Here is a 20805-nt window from a genome sequence, read left to right on the forward strand (position 1 = left end):
ACTCCCGGCACGCGGACCGGGCCGAAGGGCGGGCCGGTAGCGTCAACCCGTCGGTCGCGCCGCGGCGGGAACCGTCGCGGGCAACCCGGATCAGGCTACTCGGTACCGCATCAGGATCGTCGGTATGCCGTCCATCCGGCGGCTGTGAGCCGGTCGACGAGACTGTCCGCGACCGCCGGATCGACGGCGAGTTCGACGATGCCGGCCGGCGCGTCCAGACTGTGCTCGAACGGACCGACATCCTCGATGTTGACGTCCCACGTGCTGATGAGGCCGACGATCGCGGCGAGCTGCCCGGGCCGGTCGTCGAGCACCACGCCGACCCAGCCCCAGGACCGCGCCGTCGCGCCGGCCTTACGCGGCAGCAGCGCGCGGCCCGCGTGCCCGTCCCGCATGAACCGGGTGACCGCCGTGGTGACCTCGTCGACGCCGGCCGCGTCGAGGACGTCGGCGAGGGCGGTCAGCCGGGAGCCGAGGTCGCGCACCCGCCGGGCGATCGGCCCCCTGTTGCCCTCGACGATCCCCGCCCACAGCTCGGCGTCGCTGTCGGCGAGCCGGGTGGTGTCCCGAAACCCCTGACCGGCGAGCGGCACCTCCCCCGGCGAGAGCCCCACCAGCACCCCGGCGAGCGCGCTGGCGACGAGCTGGGGCACGTGCGAGACGGTCGCCATCACCTCGTCGTGACGCTGCGGCGTGGTCCGCACGGGGGTGGCGCCGCAGGCCAGGGCCAGCGCCACGGTGGCGTGCAGGGCCGCGGCGCCGGTGTGCGGGACCGGGCAGACGGCCCAGACCCGCTCGGCGAACAGGTCGGCGCGCGCCGAGACCGCGCCGTGCCGCTCCCGCCCGGCGATGGGATGCGCCGGGCACCACGTCGACAGGTCGCAGCCGAGCTGGACGCCCTCGACCAGCGGGCGGACCTTGACGCTGCCGGCGTCGCTGACCGTGTCGGCGAGCCCGGCGCGGGCCAGGGCCCGGACCTCGGTCGGGATCGTCGGCAGCGGGGTGGCGACCACGGCGTGCTCGACCCGCTCCCCCGCCCAGGGCCGCCCCGCGCCCATCTTCGCGGCGATGGCGACCTGCGCCTCGTCGGCGTCGCGGAGCAGGACCTCCACGCCCTGCGCGGACAGCGCCAGCCCGATGCTGGTGCCGATGAGACCCGTGCCGACCACACCGACCCGGCGCAGCCGCGGCAACTGGGCATCGTCCCAGCCCGATCCGACCATGAGTCCACAGCCTATGGCGACATCTTTCGACACACTCGCCGTGCTCGGGCCTGTGGCGCTCCTTGTCGACAGCCGGCGCCGAGGTGTGTCGCTACGAGCAGGCCCTCGGTCGGTGGCAGTGGAGATCTGGTGAGACGACCGGGGTCGCCTCGGCTCCCGGCGTGGTGCCCACTGACCGCCCTATCGTCCGTGGCTTTCCGTAACTATCCATGCACACAATCATGCCGAGGCTTGAGTACGGTTTTTCGCCGGAAAAACGTACCGAAGCCTCGGCACGATCTGGCCGCAATCTGGCCGCAATCTGGCCGCAGCCGGGCAGCCGGTAGCTCTGCGGCGCCACAGGGCTGATAGAGGAGTGACCCGAGGTGACTGACGTGGACTCCGTTACTCGGCTACAGGCCGACGTTGCGGTAGAGGGCGCCGACCTCGCCGCGGGTGAGGTGGCGGGCCCGCCCGGAGCGCAGGGTGCCGAGATGCACCGCGCCGAGCCGGGTGCGGACCAGTCGGTGCACCGGGTAACCGACGGTCTCCATCATCCGGCGGACGATGCGGTTGCGACCCTCGTGCACGACGATCTCCAGCATCACCCGGCCGTTCGCCTGGTCGACGATCTGCACCGAGTCCGCCCGTGCCAGCCCGTCGTCGAGCTCCACGCCGGCGCGCAGCGTGCGCGGCACCTCGCGGCGCAGCGGCCCGGAGACCTCGACCAGGTAGGTCTTCGGCACCTCGAAGGAGGGATGGGTCAGCCGGTGGGCGAGCTCGCCGTCGTTGGTAACCAGCAGCAGCCCCTCGCTGTCGCCGTCGAGGCGACCCACGTGGAACAGCCCGCCGCCGCCGTCGAACTCGGTGAGCAGGTCGGCGATGGTGGGCCGACCACGGTCGTCGGACATGGCCGACAGCACCCCGCGCGGCTTGTTCAACGCCAGGTGAACCAGGCCGGTGCGGGTGACGATCCGGTCGCCGTCGACCTCGATGATCGCGGTCTCCGGGTTGACGCGGCGGCCCTGTTCGCGCACGACGAGACCGTCCACGCTGACCCGGCCCTCGGCGATGAGCTCCTCGCCGCGCCGGCGAGAGCCGATGCCGGCCGCGGCGAGCACCTTCTGCAGCCGGATGCCCTCCTCCGCGGCGGTCGCCGGGTCGCGCGGCGCCCGCGTGGGACGCTCCTCCCGCGCCGGCCGCGCATCCCCCCGGGCAGGTCGCGCGTCCGGGCCGGGCCGGCCTTCACCACGGGCAGGCCGAACGTCCCAGCGGGAAGGTCCGGAGTCGCCACGAGCGGGTCGCGCCTCCCGAGCTGGGCGCGCGTCCCCACGGACAGGCCGACCCCCACCACGGGCAGGCCGAGCGTCTCCACCCCCGCGGACAGGGCGACCCTCGCCACGCACAGGGCGACCTTCGTCGCGAGCAGGGCGGGGATCACCCCCACGGACGGGCCGACCCTCGCCACGGGCAGGGCGAGCGTCCCGAGTGGCGGGACGGGCCTCCCCACGAGCGGAAGGAGCGTCGCCGCGGACGGGACGAGCCTCCCCCCGGACAGGCCGAGCCTCGCCGCGGACGGGCCGAGCCTCGCCGCGGACGGGCCGGACCTCCCCGCGGGCGGGCCGGACCTCGCGGGAGGGGCGGGCTTCCCCTCGGGCGGGGCGGGCCTCCCGGGTGGAGCGGCCGTCCGCGGTGGGGCGGCCGTCCCGGCGGGCGCGGGCGTCGCGCGGCGCGCGGGGGCGGTCAGCAGCAGCGTTCATGGGGCAACGATGTCATCCAGATCGTCGAGTCCGGGCAGCAGGGGGGCCAGAGGCGGCAGCTCGTCGAGTCCGCGCAGGCCCATCCGTTCCAGGAAGTAGTCGGTCGTTCCATACAGGATGGCACCGGTTTCGGGATCGTGCCCGATCTCCTCGACGAGCCGCCGGGCGGTCAGGGTGCGGATGACGCCGTCGGCGGAGACGCCGCGCACCGCGGCGATCCGCCCGCGGCTGACGGGCTGCTGGTAGGCGACGACGGCGAGGGTCTCCAGCGCCGCCTGGGACAGCCGGGCGGACTGGCCGGCGAGTACGAAGCCCTCCACCCAGGGGGCACACTCGTCGGCGGTGTAGAACCGCCAGCCGGCACCGACGTGGCGCAGCCGGAAACCGCGGCCGTCGCGGACGTATCCCTCGGCGAGCTCGGGAAGCAGCCGCTCGATCTCACGGGCCGGGGCGCCGAGCCCGGTGGCGAGCTCCGCGACGCCGACCGGCCGCTCCGCGACCATGAGCACCGCCTCCAGCAGCGCCGCCAGCGGCGGCCGGTCCGCACCGGCACTCCGCGGCGTGGCCCCACCCACAGTCGCCTCGCCCGCGGTCGCCCCACCCACGGTCGCCCCACCCACGGTTGGCGGCGCGGCCGGCGCCTCGCCGCCTGCGCCGGCGTCCGGCTGTTCGCTCACGATGCCGCCTCCCGCGGTTCGTCGTCGGCCGGATCCTCTCCGTACAGCCCCCGGCCGATGGAGAGCAGGTCGCCGTCCCCGGCCGGGTCGACGGCGATCCAGCGCACCGTCAACTCCCCGAGGGGGATCTCCTGGTCGAAGGAGATCCGGCCCTCGCGGAACAGCTCCAGCAGGGCGAGGAAGCGGGCGACCACCTCGATCGTCTGCTGGCAGCCCGCGCACAGCGTGCGGAAGTCCGCGGCGCCGAGCTCCCGCAGCAGCGAGATGATCGCGAGCATGTGCTCCCGGACGCTGATCCGGGGCAGGTGCACATGGTCGGTGGCGACCAGCGGCGGCAGCGGCGGCTCGCGCAGCCGCGCGGCCAGCGCCGCGAGCTCCGCGGGGCCGATGCCGATCTGCACCTCGGGCAGGGCGGCGGCGTAACGGGGCTCCAGCGGCACGGCGCGGGGCACGTGGCGGGCCTCCAGCGCCATCAGGCCGGCGAACAGCGCCGACGCCTCCTTGTACGCCCGGTACTGCAGCAGCCGGGCGAACAGCAGGTCGCGGGCCTCGAGCAGGGCGAGGTCCTCGGACTCGTCGTCGGACAGCGCGCCGGGCAGCAGCCGGGCGGCCTTGAGGTCGAGCAGGGTCGCGGCGATCACCAGGAACTCGGTGGCCTGACCGAGGTCGAACCGGTCCCCCAGCCGGCGGATGTGCGCGACGAACTCGTCGGTGACCTGGGACAGCGCGACCTCGGTCACGTCGAGGCGGTGCTTGGCGATGAGCGAGAGCAGCAGGTCGAACGGACCGGTGAAGTTGGCCAGCTCGACGACGAAGGGCTCGGTCCGCCCCCCTCGGGCGGTCGGTGTCGCCGGCTCGCCCCCGGCCCCGCCGGCATCGGCTCTGGCCCGGGTCATGACGCCACGCTACGCCCCAGGCCAGCAGTCATGATCGTGCTCAAGCCAGGTGGAGACCGATCAGGGCGGCGAGCCCGCGCAGCAGGGGGCCGATGAGCTGGCCGACGACCGACGGGAACCCGACGAACAGCACCGGCAGCAACAGCAGCGCCAGCAGGATGACCAGGCCGATGTTGCCGTCGGTGAGCCGGTGGTGGGCGCTGCGCCAGCCCGACGACGTCCCGCCGAGCAGGAACACCAGCCGCCCGGCGTCCGTCGGCGGGACCGGGATGAGGCTGACGATGAACATCGACCCGAAGGTGATCGCCAGCCACAGGGTGAACTCGGCGGCGAAGCTGTCCGGCACGGTCACCTCGGTCACCCGGTCCCCGAGGAAGATCCTGGCCGGGTCGCCGACCACCTGGAACAGCGCGAGCGAGCCGAGCGCCAGCAGCAGGTAGGCCAGCGGGCCCGCGAGCACCGCGGCCGCGACGTGGAAGCGCCGCCGCCGCCACACGTCGTTCATCGGCACCGACTCGGCCCAGCCGTGGCCGACGATGAACACGGCGAGCCCGCTGAAGGGGCTGAGCCGATCCTTCACGCCGGTGGTGAGCCGGCCGCTGCGCAGCGGAGTGGGGTCCCGCACGACCCGTGCTGTGAGGACCTGGGCGGCGTCGTGCGCGAACACCCCGATCAGGAACGCGACGACGATCCCGAGCAGCGCCGCCGGCTCGGCGAGATGGAAAAGCACGTTGCTACCTTTTCGCCCCGATCATGCAAAAGCCCGGATTCAGCCGACGAGCGGGGGCGTGTTGTGCCGGACCATCAGCTCGCGGGCCAGCCGCCGGTAGCCGGCGGCGCCGACCGAGGTGGGCGCGTACGTCGTGATCGGCTCGCCGGCCACGGTCGTCTCGGGGAAGCGGACCGTGCGGTTGATCACCGTGTGGAACACCTCGTCGGGGAACCGCTCGACGACGCGGGCCAGCACCTCGCGGGCGTGCAGCGTGCGGGCGTCGTACATGGTGGCGAGGATGCCGGCGAGCTCGAGGCGCGAGTTGAGCCGCTCGCGCACCTTGTCGATCGTCTGCAGCAGCAGCGCGACGCCGCGCAGCGCGAAGTACTCACATTCCAGCGGGACGATGACGGCGTCCGCCGCGGTCAGCGCGTTCACGGTCAGCAGACCGAGCGAGGGCTGGCAGTCGACGAGGACGACGTCGTAGTCGTCGAGGATGGGAGCCAGCGCGCGGGCGAGGCTGTGCTCGCGGCCGACCTCCGTGACCAGCAGCACCTCGGCGGCGGACAGGTCGATGTTGCTCGGCAACAGGTCGAGATTGTCGACCTGGGTCTCGACGACGACGTCCCGGACGTGGGCGTCCCCGCCGAGCAGCAGGTCGTGCACGGTCAGGTCGAACTGCATCGGGTTGATGCCGAGGCCGACCGACAGCGCGCCCTGCGGGTCGAAGTCGACCAGCAGCACGCGGCGGCCGTACTCGGCGAGGGCGGCGCCGAGGTTGATCGTGCTGGTGGTCTTGCCGACGCCGCCCTTCTGGTTGCACATGGCCACGATCCAGGCGGGACCGTGGGAGGTCAGCGGGGCGGGGACGGGGAACGACGGCAGCGGCCGGCCGGTGGGGCCGGGCTGCCCCACCCCCTCGTCGACGCTCTCGCCGCCGGCTTCGAGCCGCCCGTCCTCGGACAACCGGGGGTCACCGACGGTCACCTCACCGTAGGTGCGGCGTTTCGGGGAATCGACGGAGGGAGCATCGGCAAATCGGACCACGGAGGGGTTGCTCCTTCTACAAAGAGCAGAAACGGACCGGTAGGAGCGTACCGACACTCACCCGTTCCCGGCGGCGCTGGGTGGCCGTAAAGCGGCGTGTCGCGCCATCGGGGGCGGTGCGCGTTGGACGGGTCACGCCCACAGGGGTACGAAATCATGCACCAGGGGTCACCGATGCGGTTCGGTCAGGCTTGCACCGCTTCGGATGTGGCCCGCGAACGTGCTCGGCGGGTCGACGGTGTTGCCGGTCGCACCGTGATGCGGCTCGCGCCGTGACGTGGGTCCCGTGGCGATGTGGGTCCCATGGCGATGTGGGCCGGGTGACGATGCGGGCCGGGTGGTGATGCGGGTCCGGTGGCGATGCGGGCCCGGTGGTGATGAGGCGTTTTTTCGAGTGAAGGGAGCTCTCCTATGGGCGCACAGACGGTGGAAGCGGTGGTGGCCCGGCACAAGGGCGCGCCGGTCGGTCTGGAGCGGATCATCGTCCCGGACCCGGGGCCGGGCGAGGCCCGCGTGCGCGTGCGCGCCTGCGGCGTGTGCCACACCGATCTGCACTACCGCGAGGGCGCGATCAACGACGACTACCCGTTCCTGCTCGGCCACGAGGCCGCCGGCACGGTCGAGTCGGTCGGCGAGGGCGTCACGGGTCTGGCTCCCGGCGACTACGTGGTGCTGGCCTGGCGGGCGCCGTGCGGGACGTGTCGGGCCTGCCGGCGCGGGATGGCCTGGTACTGCTTCGACTCTCGCAACGCCACCCAGCCGATGACGCTCGAGGACGGCACGCCCCTCGCACCGGCGCTGGGCATCGGGGCGTTCACGCCGCTCACCCTGGTCGCCGCCGGCCAGTGCGTGCCCGTGGACCCGGCGGCGCGACCGGAGGCGGCCGGCCTGATCGGCTGCGGGGTGATGGCCGGCTTCGGCGCGGCGGTGAACACCGGGCGGGTCACCCGCGGGGAGACGGTGGCGGTCATCGGCTGCGGGGGCGTCGGGAACGCGGCGATCGCCGGCGCCGCCATCGCCGGCGCCCGGAAGATCATCGCGGTGGACGTCGACGAGCGCAAGCTGACCTGGGCCCGCCACTTCGGAGCCACCGACACCGTGGACGCCCGCTCGGCCGACCCCGTGCAGGCGGTCCGCGACCTCACCGACGGCTTCGGCGCCGACGTCGTCATCGAGGCGGTGGGCCGCCCCGAGACGTACCGGCAGGCGTTCGACGCCCGCGACCTGGCCGGGCGGCTGGTCCTGGTGGGGGTGCCGGACCCGACGATGACCGTCGAGCTGCCGCTCGCGGAGGTCTTCGGCCGCGGCGGCCATCTGTCGTCGTCCTGGTACGGGGACTGCCTGCCGAGCCGCGACTTCCCGATCCTCATCGACCTGTACCGCCGGGGCCGCCTCGACCTCGACGCCTTCGTCACCGAGACGGTCGGGATCGGCGACGTGGAGGAGGCGTTCGCCCGGATGAGCCGCGGCGACGTGCTGCGCAGCGTCGTGGTCCTCTGACCGCTTCGCCTCCCACCGCCGCGCGGCATCCCTCACCTGCACCGCGGCCGGCAGCCGTCCGCGGCCGCGGGGTGCCCCCGCGGGCGGGATCGCCGCCACCCCGCCAGGGGTGGCGGCGAGGGTCACCGTCCGCCGCGGTTCCGCGGGGGTGGCGGGGCGGCCCGAATCCGTGAGGCGCCCGATACGGTCGACGCGTCGGGGACCGCCGCCGGCCGGCGGCGCCCCGGCGCACGGCGGGCGGACCATCCGGGTTTCCGACCCGGTCGGGAATGCGGGAACAGAGGAGCGGGCGCCATGACCGGCAATGCGGGGCTTCGGGTGGACCGCGTGATCACCCGCGGCGACTTCACCCTGGACGGCCAGACGTTCACCGTCGACAACAACGTCTGGCTCGTCGGCAACGACCAGGAGGTCCTGGTCATCGACGCCGCGCACGACCCGTCGGTGATCGCGGCGGCGGTCGGCGCCCGCGTCGTGACCTCGATCATCGCCACCCACGGGCACAACGACCACATCAACGCGGCGGCGGAGCTCGCCGACCTGGTGCGGGCGCCGATCGCGCTGCACCCGGCCGACGTGATGCTGTGGCGGACGATCTACCCGCACCGCGCTCCCGACCGCTCGCTCGCCGACGGTCAGCTCGTCGGCCTGCCCGGCGGCGGATCGCTGCGGGTGCTGCACACCCCGGGCCACTCCCCCGGCGGGGTCTGCCTGTTCGGCGAGCTGACCGGCGAACCGGTGCTGTTCAGCGGGGACACGCTGTTCCGCGGCGGGCCGGGGGCCACCGGGCGGTCCTACTCGGACTTCCCGACGATCCTCGCCTCGATCCGCACGAAGCTGCTCACCCTGCCGGCGAACACCGTCGTGCACACCGGGCACGGCGACGACACGACCATCGGCGAGGAGAGCGTCGACTACGACGACTGGGTCCGCCGGGGCCGCTGACAGCCGGTCACAGCCGTCCCGCCGTATGCCGCTGATGGCGGTCACCGCCGTGGGTGTGCCGCGTCGCCCACACCGGCGCGACGGCGGCGACCAGCGCGACCGCGACACCGACCTGCAGGATGTGCCGGATCCAGTCGACGCCGCCGGTATGGCGTACCCCGATCGCGCTGGCGATCACGTTGCCGACCAGCGCGCCCACGATGCCGAGAACAACCGTCAGCCAGATCGGAATGTCCTGCCTACCCCGGAGGATCAGCCGGGCCAGCAGGCCGATCACCAGGCCGGCGAGAATGATCCAGATGATTTGAAACACCGCACACCCCCAATAGAGAGCCTGCCCTGGTTTTCTCCGTCACCAGCCGGCCACAAACCCATCCGACACAGCCGGACAATGGAGATAAACAGCCCAGTTCGCCGCCGAGACCGGGCCGGAAATGCGGTCAGCGCGGCAGAATCCGGGCGTCGACCGCGTGCAGATTGACGGTCTGCAGACCCTGATGCATCCCGGGGACCACATCGACGAGGAAGTATCCGTGTAGCCGGTAGAAGCCCTGCGCGAAGTCGAAACTGGCCCCGCCGCCGGTCAACCCGGCCAGCCGGTAGGTGGTGCCGGTGCAGCCCTTGCCGGGACCGAAGCCCGGCGTCTGCCCACCGCCCGGGGCGTCGCACGACGCGAACAGGGTGAAGTTCGGCAGCGGGTCGCCCCCGAGGTCCGGACCGGGGAAGAAGGCCCGTGCGTTGTCCTGGCCCGGCGCGAGGACCTCCAGGAAGACGACGCCGGTGTTGTGGGCGGTGACGAAGTCGCCGAACTGCCGGCCCTGCGAGAGCTGCCCGATCGCCCCACGGAACGCGGGCACCGCCGACAGGCGCACCATCTGCGCCGCGCTCAGGGCGGTGACGACCGGGGACGGAGCGGCCAGAGACTGAGCGGCCGGGGACGGAGCGGCCGGGGACGGCGGCCCACCAGGCACGCTCGCAGGGCGGCCCACGCCCGACCGGGGTCGCAGGTCCAGCCCGGAGCCGGGGCCGGGAACACCGGAGGGAACAACCTGGATCACGCGCGGCGCCGCGGGTTGCCGGGACGGGGAGTGGTCGGACTCGTCCGCGGCGTGGGCGGCACCCAGCGCAGCCAGGCCGGCGACCGCCGCGGCCAGCGCGGCCAGGGCCGCCGTCCGCCTGGGGTAACGGGCCGCCTGGCCGGCCCGGCCGCGCGGCTCGCCGGGCCCGCCCGGCCCCTCGGCGACATCCGGCCCCCCGGCATCCTCTCGCCCTCCGGCGTCCTCTCGCCTCCTGGCGTCAACCGGCTCCCCCGACCCCATCGGGGCCGACTGGTCCACCGAGGTCCCCGGACCCGCCGAGCTCGGCCCGCTCTGACCGCCGCCCGCCGTCAACCCGCCCTGCGGCGCGGCCCACGACTGCTCCGCGGCCCGCCCCGCCGCTCGTGCGCCAGGACGGGGCCCGTCGACCCCACCGGCTCCACCGGCTCCACCGGCTCCACCGGCTCCGGCACCGCTCGCCGGCGACCCACCTGCCTCCGTCCCGGCTCCCGCAGGTGTCCGGGCCCGCGCGGTCCCCGCCGCCACGGCGGTCCCGTGCGGACCGGGCAGGCCCGCCGCATCAGCCGGGCAGGACCCTCCGGTCGAGGTGCCCTCGCCCGGGCGGCTCGCCGGGCCCGGCGCCGGCCCGCCGGGGTGATCCCGGCCGGCCGTGTGCTCCGGTCCGGCCGAACCCTCCCAACCGGCCGGGCCTCTCCAGACGAAGGAACCGTCCGAACCGAGCGGAGCAGGCGTCTGCGCGGGGAGGCCGGCCCTGTTCGTCGCCGGCGGGTAACCCACGGCCCCCGCCGCGGAGCCCGCCGGCGAGGACGCCGCACCCGCGGGCGTCGGTGGGCTGGATCTCGCCCGGCGCCCCGCGCCCATCCGCGCCGGCCGGCCCGCGCGGGCAGACCTCCCGGAAGCGGGGAGCTCGCCCACACCGCCGGGCCTGCCCGGGCCGGCCGGGCGAGCCACCGGTCCCGCTCCCTCCCACGCCTCGGCGCCCATCAGGTTCTCGGCACCGGCGGTCCGCGCGCCGGCCGGCACCGGCGCCCCCGGCGACGACTCCCCCGCGTCCGTCGCGTAGTGGGGCGGCATCGGCGGTATCGGCGCACTGGGATCAGCAGGTTCCGGCCCGAGCGCGGCGGCGGCCGGCGGCGCGGCGACGGACGCCGCCGCGGTCCGGTCCGGGACACCGGGATCGGGCGCCCGCCGCCAGGGGACGGCCCCGGCCGCGTCGGCGGGGGCCCCGCCGGGTGAGTTCAGGTCGCGTCCGGTGCCGGCCGCCGCCGGGTCCGGCTCCGCACGGTCCACCGGTGCGCCGATGGGCGCCCAGGGGGTCATCGCGTTGGCCGGCCCGGGATCCCGGCGCGGGGTCGGCGCGGCGGCCGCGGCCTGCTGCTGGCCGCCGGGCGCCGGCCCGGAGCCGTCCGCGGCACGGCCCGCCGCCGCACGCTCGTCGGCGCCCACCCGCCGGCCGACCCCGGCGCGCCGCCCGGCCGGCGATGCCGAGGTTCCCGGGGCAACCGGTACCGGCGGCCGCGTGACCTCACCGAAGACATCGGACCGCAGGGAGCCGGCCGGCGGCGAGGCGGGGTCAGGTGGTGTGGGAGGGGCGTCGGGCGCCGACGGGAGGGCGTCCCGGGAGGACGGTGAGTGGTCCGGACGTTGCCAGGGGCTGTTCGACGGGGCGGCCGCGGCGCCGGTCGGCGCGGGGGCCTCCCGGACGCCCGGCGGGGCTGCGCGGGAGCCGGCCTCCGACGGCCCGCGCGGGGCGGGCGAAGCCGGGGCGGGCGAAGCCGGCGCGGGCGAAGCCGGCGCGGGCGAAGCCGGCGCGGGCGTCCCGGTCGGCGCGGCGAACACGCCCGGCGCCCAGCCACGCAGCCGGCGAACCGCACGCGCCGTGGGGCGGCTGGGCTCGGGGATGCGCTGGGCCGGAGCGACGAAGCTGACCGAAGGCCGCGGCGAGGGCAGCCCGACCAGTGTCTGGCTGTCGTGGAAATCGCCGTCGCGCAGCCGGTCACCGGCTCGCGACGACGTGGGTGACGGGGTGAGCGTGGGCACGTGGACGAACGCCGCGGGGTCGATGGGCGGCGGGTTCCATGCCTCGCGCAGCAGCCGGCGGGTACCCGTGGCCGGATCGTCGGTGGGCCCGATCAGCCCCCGCAGTAGATCGTCCGCGCTGGGACGCGCGGCGGGCTCCTTCACCAGCGCCGCGATCACCGCCGGCCGCAGCTCGGCGGGGACGTCTGCGGTGTCGGCCTCGCTGTGCACGACCCGGTAGAGCAGCGCGTCGGCGCGGCCGGTGCCGAACGGGGGCCGGCCGGTCGCCGCGTAGAGCACGGTCAGGCCCCAGGCGAAGACGTCGGCCGCGGGACCGACCTCGCCGTGCCCGGTGACCTGCTCGGGCGCCATGTAGCCGGGGCTGCCGAGCAGGACCCCGGTGCGGGTGGCGACCGTGGCGTCGACCGCCGCCGCGATGCCGAAGTCGATCACCTTGGGGCCGTCGCCCCCGAGGATGACGTTGCCGGGTTTGAGGTCACGGTGGACGATCCCGGCGCCGTGGATGGCGGTCAGCGCCTCCGCGAGGCCGGCGGCGAGCGCGACGACTTCCGGCGTGTCCATGGCACCCCGGGTGGCGATCGTCTCGGCGAGGCTCTGCCCGGGGATGAGCTCGGTGGCCATCCACGGGTCCTCGGCGTCGGGGTCGGCGTCGACCAGCCGGGCCGTGCAGGCCCCGCCGACCGCCCTGGCCGCCTCGATCTCGCGGCGGAACCGCGAGCGGAACTCCGGCTCGGCGGCGAAATCCGACCGGATCACCTTCAGCGCGACCAACTGGCCGGTGTCGTCGTCCGCGCCGAGGTACACGATGCCCATCCCGCCGGAGCCGAGCCGCGCGGTCAGCGCGAACCGGGCGACCCGCTCGGGGTCACCCGAGCGCAGCGGCCTCGGCGGCACCACGCCCTCCTTACGTCGTTCTTTCCACCATCGGCGATCGTCGGCCCACCCGCCGGACGGCTAAGGGGTCGCCCGGCGCCGGCCCGCTCCCGGCGGGGCCGAAGGTCCGGTCGCCGGCATCACCCCACCGTGCCCGCGGAACCTGTGATGCACGTGTGCGCCGGTCGGGCCACGTGTCCCACGCCCTCATCAGACGACTCCGGGTGCCGGGGAAGTTCCGTCGCCGGACGTGGCGCGACCGGATGTGGCACGAATCGCCGCCGGGTGACGGGACCCTCGACGTCGCCGTTCGCGCAGCTCCGCTCCACCGTCCCGAAGGCGCGGGCCGGAAGTCCGGCTGCTCACCACCACCAAAGCAATGGACAAAGCGCGCCGGCAGGGGGTATTGGGCCTCGGTGCCTTCACCGGAAGCGGCGGGAGGTGTGCCCCCGGAGGCGGAACGGTGCGCTGCGGTGTCACAAATCGGACTGTACCGATGGAACCGCAGCTACCCGGCCATTCGACTCCCCGGACACCCACCTATCGGTTACCCCAACCGGCCACCTCTGCTGGCGGCCCCCTGCCCTTCGGCCGAAAACAACCCCGAACCGCGACGGAGAAGCAGGCGACGCCGCCCCGGAGGCTTCTCCGCCGCGGGATCGATCAGCTTTCGGGGATGTCCCGCCGAGCCCTCACGAGAATGACTCGATCAACGAGTTCGACCCGTTCATCGGAGACGGTGGGCACACTCGGCGACGGGGCGTGACCTGCCTCGCCGCCGGCACCGCCGCGCACGACGATGATCCTGGCATTCCGGCCGGAGCCGGCACCCGGGACGCCCGAACCGGTGATTCCCGCACATGCGGTCCGACCCAGTCGGCGAATGGCCCTCGTTTCTGCCACGAAACCTCCCAGATCAAAGTTGCTCGAAACATTACCCGACAACGGGAGAACGACGAACGCCCACCCAGTCGACTCCAGTGAATGTGATGCGACCAATGATCCACCGGCGCCGACCGCGTCCCCGGTTCCCCGCCGGCAGAATTCCGCTGCCACGCTCTTGCCGACGGTAAAACGCGAGGTCCACGGGGTTCTACGACGCGCCGGGCACCCGGCCCGCACCAGGCGCCGCAACCCGGCCGGGCACGGCACCGACGACACCGCGGGAGCCGTTCGGGCCCCCACCGCGGTGCGGCACACGCACGGGGCAGTTCACAAGGGTCACCCACGAAACGGGCTTGTCCACCCCACCAGAACGATCCGGGGCTACATCCGCACCCCACCCGCCCTAGCGGCGAACATCTCGTGTCGCCGAGCCCGGGAGCCCCACTCATCCTGCACCGATGGCCCATAAGGGTGATCCCTGGCCGGTCCCGCCGCCCGGCCCGGCGTCTCGCGGGCCGTCCGTCCCGCCGGGCCGGAGCCGGACGACCCGGGTCACCCCGGCCGGGGGGAGGGGCAGTGGCCGCGATCCCCCCCCGCCCGACCGGGCCCCGGCGCGACCGGGTAAGGCGGGCATGGGCGACGGGACCGCGCGGAAAACCGCCGGTCTGGATTGCCACTCGATGGTCGTGCACATGCGCGTGCCGTCGCCGAAATACGGCACATCGACGGCTCGTCTGCCACCGGTGCGGCCGCGTTTCGCCGGCGGGCAGGAGTGGGATCCTCATCGGGTTCACACGCTCCGCCCGGACACCGATTATCAACCTCGTGGGCGGTCGGGCGGTGGCGGGGAGACGGCGGCCGACCGGCAGCCGACCGGAAGGGAGCCACGTTCTTCAGCCGCGGCGGGATGGACGGCTGAGCGAGGTCGGCGACCTCGGCCGGTAAGCCGGCCGTCGACCCGTCGTCGACCCGTCGTTGCGCACGCCGGTCCTGCTGCCGGCATCGGGACTCGGGGCGCCGACGGATATACCAGCGCCGTCGACGCGCGAAGTCCGCGTTTTCACCGTCGGGGTGCCGGAGAACTCCGCGGCGAACGCGACCCTTGCGGCGGGCGGCGCGCGCCGCCGATGGCCAGGAATACCCGCCCCGACGCCCACCGCCGCCCGCGCAGGAGTTCGTTTCCTTGTCCGGCGTCCTACCGGCCGCGAGCCGCCTTGCGTAGCTGATGCAGCTCGCGGCGCAGCCGGATCTGCGGAATCATCCCGATGAGCAGGCCGATGACGAGCCCGGCGGCGGCCGAGGCGGCAAGCGCCGCGGCAACCGACATCCGCTGGGTGGAGCCGAAGAGCCAGATACTCACCCGCGCGTCGTTCTTGACCACAAACACGACGACGGCAATCGCGATGACCAGTACCAGCACCGTGATCGCGTAGGTGGTGTAGGCGACCCCGCGCCGCCGCGGCGGCCCCTCGGCCGGCGCGCCGGGCGCCGGCGGCGTCCCCGGCGCCGCCGGACCGCCTGCCGTCCCCGCCACCCCGGGAGCCCCGGCGGCCCCGGTCGGATAGGCGGCGCCCGCCGGGTAGGGCGCAGGCACCGTGCCCGGCGAGGTGCCGCCGACCGGCGCCGCGCCCGGCGCCGGGACCGCGGGACCGCCGGGGGGCGGCGGCGGGCTCGTGGGGCGGGTGTAGTCGATCCTCTTGCCCGGCTGGTCGGATCCCGCCATCGTCGCCCCATCCATCATGATCGCCTGAACGGCCGTGCCCCGCGCCGTCCAGTTCCGTCCCCTGTGCCCAGGGATTCTAGGCGGGACCGTGCCCTATGCTGAAGATGCGGACGAGGTGGCCGGGCGGCCGCGTCGGCACCGGTTCACGCCGGTGCCGCCGAGGAAAGTCCGGGCTCCACAGGGCAGGGCGGTGGGTAACACCCACCCGGGGCGACCCGCGGGACAGTGCCACAGAAAACAGACCGCCGGTGCCGGTCACGGCGCCGGTAAGGGTGAAACGGTGCGGTAAGAGCGCACCAGCGCCCAGGGTGACCTGGGCGGCTCGGTAAACCCCGCCCGGAGCAAGGTCAGAAGGCCCGCGGCCGTAACCGGTCGCGAGCCGCGCAGGCGTTCGAGGGCTGCCCGCCTGAGCCTGCGGGTAGACCGCTGGAGGCTGTCGGCAACGGCAGCCCGAGAGAGATGGCCGCCACCGGCGAGCCGCAAGGCGACCCGGCCACAGGACCCGGCTTACAGGCCACCTCGTCCGCACCACCAGCACGTTCTCGCGGATCACACGATCTGTGCGGAGCTCCGGTCTCTCGCGATCTTCCATCTGCCCCGGACGGCATGCGCGGGTTCATCTCGTGCACGGATCGGACGCCGACTTCGTCGGGTGGCACCGGCGCCGGGTACTCAGCGACGGGCCAGGGTGAGCGCGGCGACCAAACCCGAGATCTCCTCCGGTTGGAACCGCACCACCCGACGCTCCCAGGTCAACCGCGCGGCCACGTCGACCGGGAGCATGGCGGAAAGGCGGCGGCCCGCCGAGGCGTCACGGAAGGCCACATAGCCGGCCGTCCCCTGCGGACCCCACAGCGGATTGAGCCCGCCCTGGCATGAGTAGTCCGTATCGATGGCGGCCACCCACAACGCGCGGATCAGGTCCGCAAGACCCTCGTCGACGAACGCCACGCGCCGTCGGTAGCTGATCCCGACCTGTCGGTGCACCGAGGGGTACATGCCTGCGAGCCGCAGCAGCGGCGGCGTGGTCACGGCTGGCCCGGCGTCCCGCGCGCTTGGGGGGCGCTTCGACAGGCGCCGCATCTGAGGACTCATGCCTCTCCAGTCTGCTGGTCGGCCCGGCGACGCCGTTGGCCGCCGCGTCCGAGGTCAGTAGGTGTCCCGCTGCCGGGAGCACTCCGCCGGCCGGATAACCTCCCACCGGCCGTCCTCGTTCCGACACCGGTGACGCCCGAGGTTGCTCCTACCTCGGCGCACTTCTGCCGCGTCGGCTGATCATCCCGCACGCCGCCCGGGTTCGTCCTCGCCACCGGGCGTCGAACCGAGTCCGGCGCACTGCCAGTCAGATGAAATTTGTGACGACCCTCGCCAATGCAGCAGACATAGTTGGATTAATTGGGTGCACTCATGGGGACGTGCCCGCAGGATGCGGCAGCGAGCGCACGTCGCTCGCGCTCGTCGACAGTGACACGGGCATCGGGGCGATGCCCTACACGAGCAGGCCGCGATCCGACGGCTCATCGATGACGGTGGGCCACGAGCGGAGGGTTCCGATGCCGGTGAGGCCGTTGCGCGCCATCGATCCGCGGGCGGTGGGGCCGTACCGGCTGACCGCGCGCCTGGGCAGCGGCGGCATGGGAATGGTCTACCTCGGCGAGGACGCCGCCGGCCGGCGCAGCGCGGTGAAGGTGCTGCGCGACGAGCATGCCGGCGACCAGCTTTTCCTGCGCAGGTTCGCCCGGGAGGTCCGGGCGGCCGCGGCGGTCGACAGCCCCCGGGTGGCGCGGCTGGTGAACGCCGACCCGGAGGCGGAGACCCCGTGGCTTGCGACCGAGTACATCGAGGGCCCGACCCTGACGGCCGAGGTGGCGCGCAGCGGCCCGCTGTCGACCGCGGCGCTGCAGACGCTCGCGGTGGAGCTCGCGATGGCCCTGGTCGCCATCCACGGCGCCGGCGTGGTGCATCGCGACCTCAAGCCCGGCAACGTGATGCTGGCCGAGGACGGCGCCAAGGTGATCGACTTCGGGATCGCCGCCGGGGTGCCCGGTACTGTGACGGTCACCGGCGTGGTCCTCGGCAGCGTCGGCTACATGGCGCCCGAACTGCTCACCACGACCGGTTCGCCCGGCCCGGCCTCCGACATCTTCTCCTGGGCGTTGACCCTGTCGTTCGCGGCCAGCGGGCGACCGCCGTTCGGGGAGGGGCCGCTCGAGGCCCTGCTCCTGCGGACTCTGCACGACAACGCCGCGGTCGACGGGCTGCCCACCCGGCTCAGGAAGATCGCCTCCAAGGCCCTCGACAAGAGGCCCGACCGCCGGCCCACCGCCCGCCAGCTCCTCGACCGGCTCCCGGCCGCCCCGCTCCCGAGGGCCGCGGCCCTCGGCCCGGGGGCGGCAATGGCGACGACGACAGCGACGACGACGGCGACAGCGGTGGCGGCGGCCGGCGACGGGCCGCGCGACCGGCGGACGGCGGCGGCAGGCGGGGCGACGGCTGCGGCGACCAGGCCCGTCCTGCTGCCGTTGGACGCCGCGCCCAGCCCCGACGGCACGCGGGCGTACCCGTCGACCGCCGGCACCGGGTCGCCGGTGAGCCGCGGCCGCCGGCCCGCCCTCGTCGCCCCCGCCTTCGCCCTGTTTCCCGCGCTGCGACCGGTACACCGCCGCGGGATCGCCGCGACGGCGACGGTCCTCGCCGCGGCGGGCGCGATCACCGCCGTCCTCGTGGCGGCGCCGGGGGAGACGACCCGGTCCACCGCCAGCACGCCGGCCTCCCCCACCGGCGCTGCCGCGCGCCCCGCGGCAGCGACCACAACGACGACCACGCCGACGACCACGCCCGCGCCCGGCCCCGCCGCGCCGAGTCCGGCGTCGGTCTCTCTGGTCGGCGCGACAGCCACGCGGCCCCTGCCCGTCGGGCCGCAGCCCACCGCAGCCGCCGCGGCCGCCGCTCCGGCCGTCGCCCGCGACGTGCCTGTACCGAGACCGCGGCCCGCCGGCACGCGCCCGAGCACCGCCCCGCCTCGGGACTCGTCCGGCCAGGTCAACCCGTCGAGTGGCTGCTCCGCCGCCGGCGCCGCGCGACTCCTGCCGCTGTTCGGCGCCGACGGGCGGTGCACCCCGATCGTCTTCGGACAGCCCGTGCGCGCCGATCGGAGGGAGTCGGGCGGCAAGCCCGGGACGAAGCCCCGTTCGCCGCGGTCCAAGCCCAGCGATCACTCCAATGGCGGCGGGCGCGACTCCCGCGGCTTGAGCGCGGCGAGGTGAACGGCTAGGGGGCGACGGCCAGCCGGCGATCTGGCGGGTGGCCCAGGCGCCGTCCCGGCGCGGCATCCGCACATCCATCAGGACGACGTCCGGCCGGTGTCGGCGGGCCGCCCGCAAGTCCGGGCCCGCGTTCCCCGGCTGCACCGGGTCGCCGGCCGGATCACCGTGGCGGCGATCTGCGTCGCGGGCACGGCGGGTGCCGTGCTGTCCACCGTCAACCTCGCCGGTCCGATCGGGACGGCCGGCTTCGGCCTGCTGGCGGTGCTCTGGGCGAGCTTCGCCGTGACGACCGTGTGGAAGATCCGCCGCGGCGACGTCCTCGCGCACCGCCGGTGGGCGATCCGCACCTTCGCCCTGACCTACGCCGCGGTGACGCTGCGGCTGTGGATGTTCGTCATGAGCGCCGTGCAGATCGGGGCGGGCACCGACTCGGAGGTCGCCTTCGACCGCGCCCACCACGTCGTCCCGTTCCTCTGCTGGGTCCCCAACCTGCTCGTCGCCCACTGGCTCCTCACCCGCCCGGACCCGACCCCCGCGGCACGACCACGGCTGTCCTGACCTCACCCATCAACGCCAGATCTCCTGCGGACGTCTGATCTGGCAATCGAGATCCGCCATCCAGGAGGCCACTAGCGACGGCGACGGCGACGGCGACGGCGAGCCAAAGACCACCATCCCCGCACCCAAGGACACAAAAGGGCTACACACAGTAAACTACAGTCATGTAATTGCGCACGTAGCGCTGCAGCCGGCCCGGGAACCTAGGTAAGTTCATGCGGAGGTAAGGGATGCCACGATCGAGGCACCCGATCAAGGAGCTGGAGACGTTCCTTCGCCAGGCGGAGAGTCAGAGCTGGAGAGTCGAGAAGGGCAAGAAGTACTTCAAGATCTGCTGCCCGTGTGGTGAGCACAAAGCACCCCGTGCATCTCACTCCATCCGACCCGCGCTACGAGAAGAACCTCCGCGGACACCTGAAGAGCCGGACATGCTGGGAGGAGGCGCCGTGATGAAGTACCAGATGCTAATCGAGCTGCAGGTAGTCGGCCCGTTGGACGACCTTGACGAGGTTTCCGACCGACTCGCCGACGCGCTGTACGAGCTTCATGACGTGATCGACCCCGATCTCAGCACCAACCTGAAGACGGGCCGTCTCGACGTCACAATGATCGTGGATGTCGCAACTCTCGAAGAAGCCCTACGCAAGACGCTCGCGGCGACACGCGCGGCCGTCCACGCGACCGGCGGCTCGACCCCGGACTGGGATCGGATGTTCCGCGAGGTTGGAACGCAGGCCCGCGAACTCACCGACGCCTAGCCGGCCAAGGATCGTCGACCGGCCGGGGTGCCGCCATCCCCGGCCAGCCTGCCGGGCCGAGATGTCAGGGTCGGTGGATGTCGAGTACGCACTCCGATCGCAGTAATCACGGACTGGACGATGATGGGGGCGGTGGGCGCAGGCAGACCGTTGGAGGTGTCGATCGACCCGCCGCCGTGGTTCGTGACCTGGTCGTTCATCCCCACCGACGGCGGGCCGGCGCTGATTCGAGCGGACTCGTTTCTCACCGCCACTCAGTCTCCTCCGGCCGCCAGGTTCGTTTTCGAGGAGGCCGCGGCAGACTCCCCCTCGTGGGCCGCCTGGCCGGCCGCACCCGACCAGAACCAGCATGGTCCCAGCGGCCCGGCCGTTCTCACGGTGCGCCCGCACATCGCCGACCAGTTCCGCCCGGGACGGGCCTTCGACCACATCCCCGCGCTCGGCGAAGGTCCCACCATTCGCCAGCCGGCCGGCACGCTCCTCGAGTCGGCCACCGAACCGGAATGGCTCGTCCGGCGTCTCCTCACACGGCTGGCCACCATCCCGTGCGACCCGACCGCCTTTCAATCCTGGGAAACCGCCGTCGACCGCGCGCGGGTCAGTCACGACGGACGCGAACTCCGGTTGTGCGTCTCCACGGACCGCGGCGAGATCCCTGCCGGCGTCGACGTCGCGGAATTCGGCGACCGGGTCGAGGTCGCGTCCGCGTCGGCATCGACCAGCAACAGCCGCCACGACCGATCCGTATCAGGAAGGTGCCCGGTACCGCGCACGGTCGGAACGCCCGCCACGGTGGGGTTGCACGGCGATGGTGGATCGGTGTCGACCTCGCCCGGCCCCTCGCCGGCCGCGCCGTCCATGACGTCGGCACCCGCGATCGGGCCGCCTGGTGGGCTGCCCGTCTT

The 20805-nt window shown here is 73.9% G+C and carries 15 protein-coding genes and 1 other RNA gene; 6 read left to right on the top strand and 10 right to left on the bottom strand.

All coding sequences use genetic code 11. The features are described from left to right. Nucleotides 1–110: 110 nt before the first annotated feature. The 6 genes from AC5R91_RS09480 to AC5R91_RS09505 all read right to left on the bottom strand — a co-directional run bounded on the left by AC5R91_RS09480 (nucleotide 111) and on the right by AC5R91_RS09505 (nucleotide 6294). The gene (locus AC5R91_RS09480) at nucleotides 111–1223 is read right to left on the bottom strand and encodes a prephenate dehydrogenase (RefSeq protein WP_495396774.1); all 1113 of its coding nucleotides are present in this window, start codon (nucleotides 1221–1223) and stop codon (nucleotides 111–113) included. A 392-nt stretch (nucleotides 1224–1615) separates the two neighbouring features. After that, nucleotides 1616–2323, bottom strand: coding sequence for a pseudouridine synthase (locus tag AC5R91_RS09485; RefSeq protein WP_495396775.1), 708 nt, complete (start codon nucleotides 2321–2323; stop codon nucleotides 1616–1618). Nucleotides 2324–2958: 635 nt separating this feature from the next. Next, nucleotides 2959–3639 (bottom strand): SMC-Scp complex subunit ScpB, encoded by a 681-nt coding sequence (scpB, locus tag AC5R91_RS09490; protein WP_495396776.1) that lies wholly within the window; start codon nucleotides 3637–3639, stop codon nucleotides 2959–2961. Next, the gene (locus AC5R91_RS09495; protein ID WP_495396777.1) at nucleotides 3636–4535 is read right to left on the bottom strand and encodes a segregation and condensation protein A; all 900 of its coding nucleotides are present in this window, start codon (nucleotides 4533–4535) and stop codon (nucleotides 3636–3638) included. The genes scpB and AC5R91_RS09495 overlap by 4 nt, the downstream gene beginning before the upstream one ends. Before the next feature lie 40 nt (nucleotides 4536–4575). Next, nucleotides 4576–5265: a zinc metalloprotease gene (locus AC5R91_RS09500; protein WP_495396778.1), complete on the bottom strand. Its 690-nt coding sequence runs from the start codon at nucleotides 5263–5265 to the stop codon at nucleotides 4576–4578. Between the two features lie 39 nt (nucleotides 5266–5304). Continuing rightward, complete coding sequence (locus AC5R91_RS09505) at nucleotides 5305–6294, bottom strand: ParA family protein (RefSeq protein WP_495396779.1); 990 nt, start codon at nucleotides 6292–6294, stop codon at nucleotides 5305–5307. Nucleotides 6295–6705: 411 nt separating this feature from the next. On the opposite strand from AC5R91_RS09505, the gene AC5R91_RS09510 reads away from it, so the two are divergent. Both AC5R91_RS09510 and AC5R91_RS09515 read left to right on the top strand, forming a co-directional pair. Continuing rightward, on the top strand, nucleotides 6706–7794 hold the full coding sequence (locus tag AC5R91_RS09510; RefSeq protein ID WP_495396780.1) for an S-(hydroxymethyl)mycothiol dehydrogenase: 1089 nt from the start codon (nucleotides 6706–6708) through the stop codon (nucleotides 7792–7794). A gap of 294 nt (nucleotides 7795–8088) precedes the next feature. Further along, nucleotides 8089–8739 (top strand): MBL fold metallo-hydrolase, encoded by a 651-nt coding sequence (locus AC5R91_RS09515; RefSeq protein WP_495396781.1) that lies wholly within the window; start codon nucleotides 8089–8091, stop codon nucleotides 8737–8739. A gap of 7 nt (nucleotides 8740–8746) precedes the next feature. Here AC5R91_RS09515 and AC5R91_RS09520 read toward each other — a convergent pair whose 3' ends face one another. The 3 genes from AC5R91_RS09520 to AC5R91_RS09530 form a co-directional block, all read right to left on the bottom strand. Continuing rightward, nucleotides 8747–9052 (bottom strand): GlsB/YeaQ/YmgE family stress response membrane protein, encoded by a 306-nt coding sequence (locus AC5R91_RS09520; protein ID WP_495396782.1) that lies wholly within the window; start codon nucleotides 9050–9052, stop codon nucleotides 8747–8749. A 127-nt stretch (nucleotides 9053–9179) separates the two neighbouring features. After that, nucleotides 9180–12731, bottom strand: coding sequence for a serine/threonine-protein kinase (locus AC5R91_RS09525; RefSeq protein WP_495396783.1), 3552 nt, complete (start codon nucleotides 12729–12731; stop codon nucleotides 9180–9182). A 2059-nt stretch (nucleotides 12732–14790) separates the two neighbouring features. Next, nucleotides 14791–15318: a lipopolysaccharide assembly protein LapA domain-containing protein gene (locus AC5R91_RS09530; protein WP_495396784.1), complete on the bottom strand. Its 528-nt coding sequence runs from the start codon at nucleotides 15316–15318 to the stop codon at nucleotides 14791–14793. A gap of 111 nt (nucleotides 15319–15429) precedes the next feature. Here AC5R91_RS09530 and rnpB point away from each other — a divergent pair. Then, nucleotides 15430–15844, top strand: an RNA gene (gene rnpB / locus AC5R91_RS09535) — RNase P RNA component class A. 146 nt (nucleotides 15845–15990) lie between these two features. Here rnpB and AC5R91_RS09540 read toward each other — a convergent pair. After that, a complete protein-coding gene (locus AC5R91_RS09540) occupies nucleotides 15991–16401 on the bottom strand; it encodes a hypothetical protein (RefSeq protein WP_495396785.1) in 411 nt (136 codons plus the stop codon). 470 nt (nucleotides 16402–16871) lie between these two features. On the opposite strand from AC5R91_RS09540, the gene AC5R91_RS09545 reads away from it, so the two are divergent. From AC5R91_RS09545 to AC5R91_RS09555, 3 genes are all read left to right on the top strand, one after another. After that, nucleotides 16872–18584, top strand: coding sequence for a serine/threonine-protein kinase (locus AC5R91_RS09545; RefSeq protein ID WP_495396786.1), 1713 nt, complete (start codon nucleotides 16872–16874; stop codon nucleotides 18582–18584). A 96-nt stretch (nucleotides 18585–18680) separates the two neighbouring features. After that, nucleotides 18681–19142 carry a DUF2306 domain-containing protein gene (locus AC5R91_RS09550; RefSeq protein ID WP_495396787.1) on the top strand — a complete coding sequence of 154 codons (462 nt, stop codon included), beginning with the start codon at nucleotides 18681–18683 and terminating at the stop codon, nucleotides 19140–19142. 449 nt (nucleotides 19143–19591) lie between these two features. Beyond that, on the top strand, nucleotides 19592–19900 hold the full coding sequence (locus tag AC5R91_RS09555) for a hypothetical protein (RefSeq protein WP_495396788.1): 309 nt from the start codon (nucleotides 19592–19594) through the stop codon (nucleotides 19898–19900). The last annotated feature ends 905 nt before the right edge of the window (nucleotides 19901–20805 follow it).

This window comes from Frankia sp. BMG5.60, assembly GCF_059428125.1.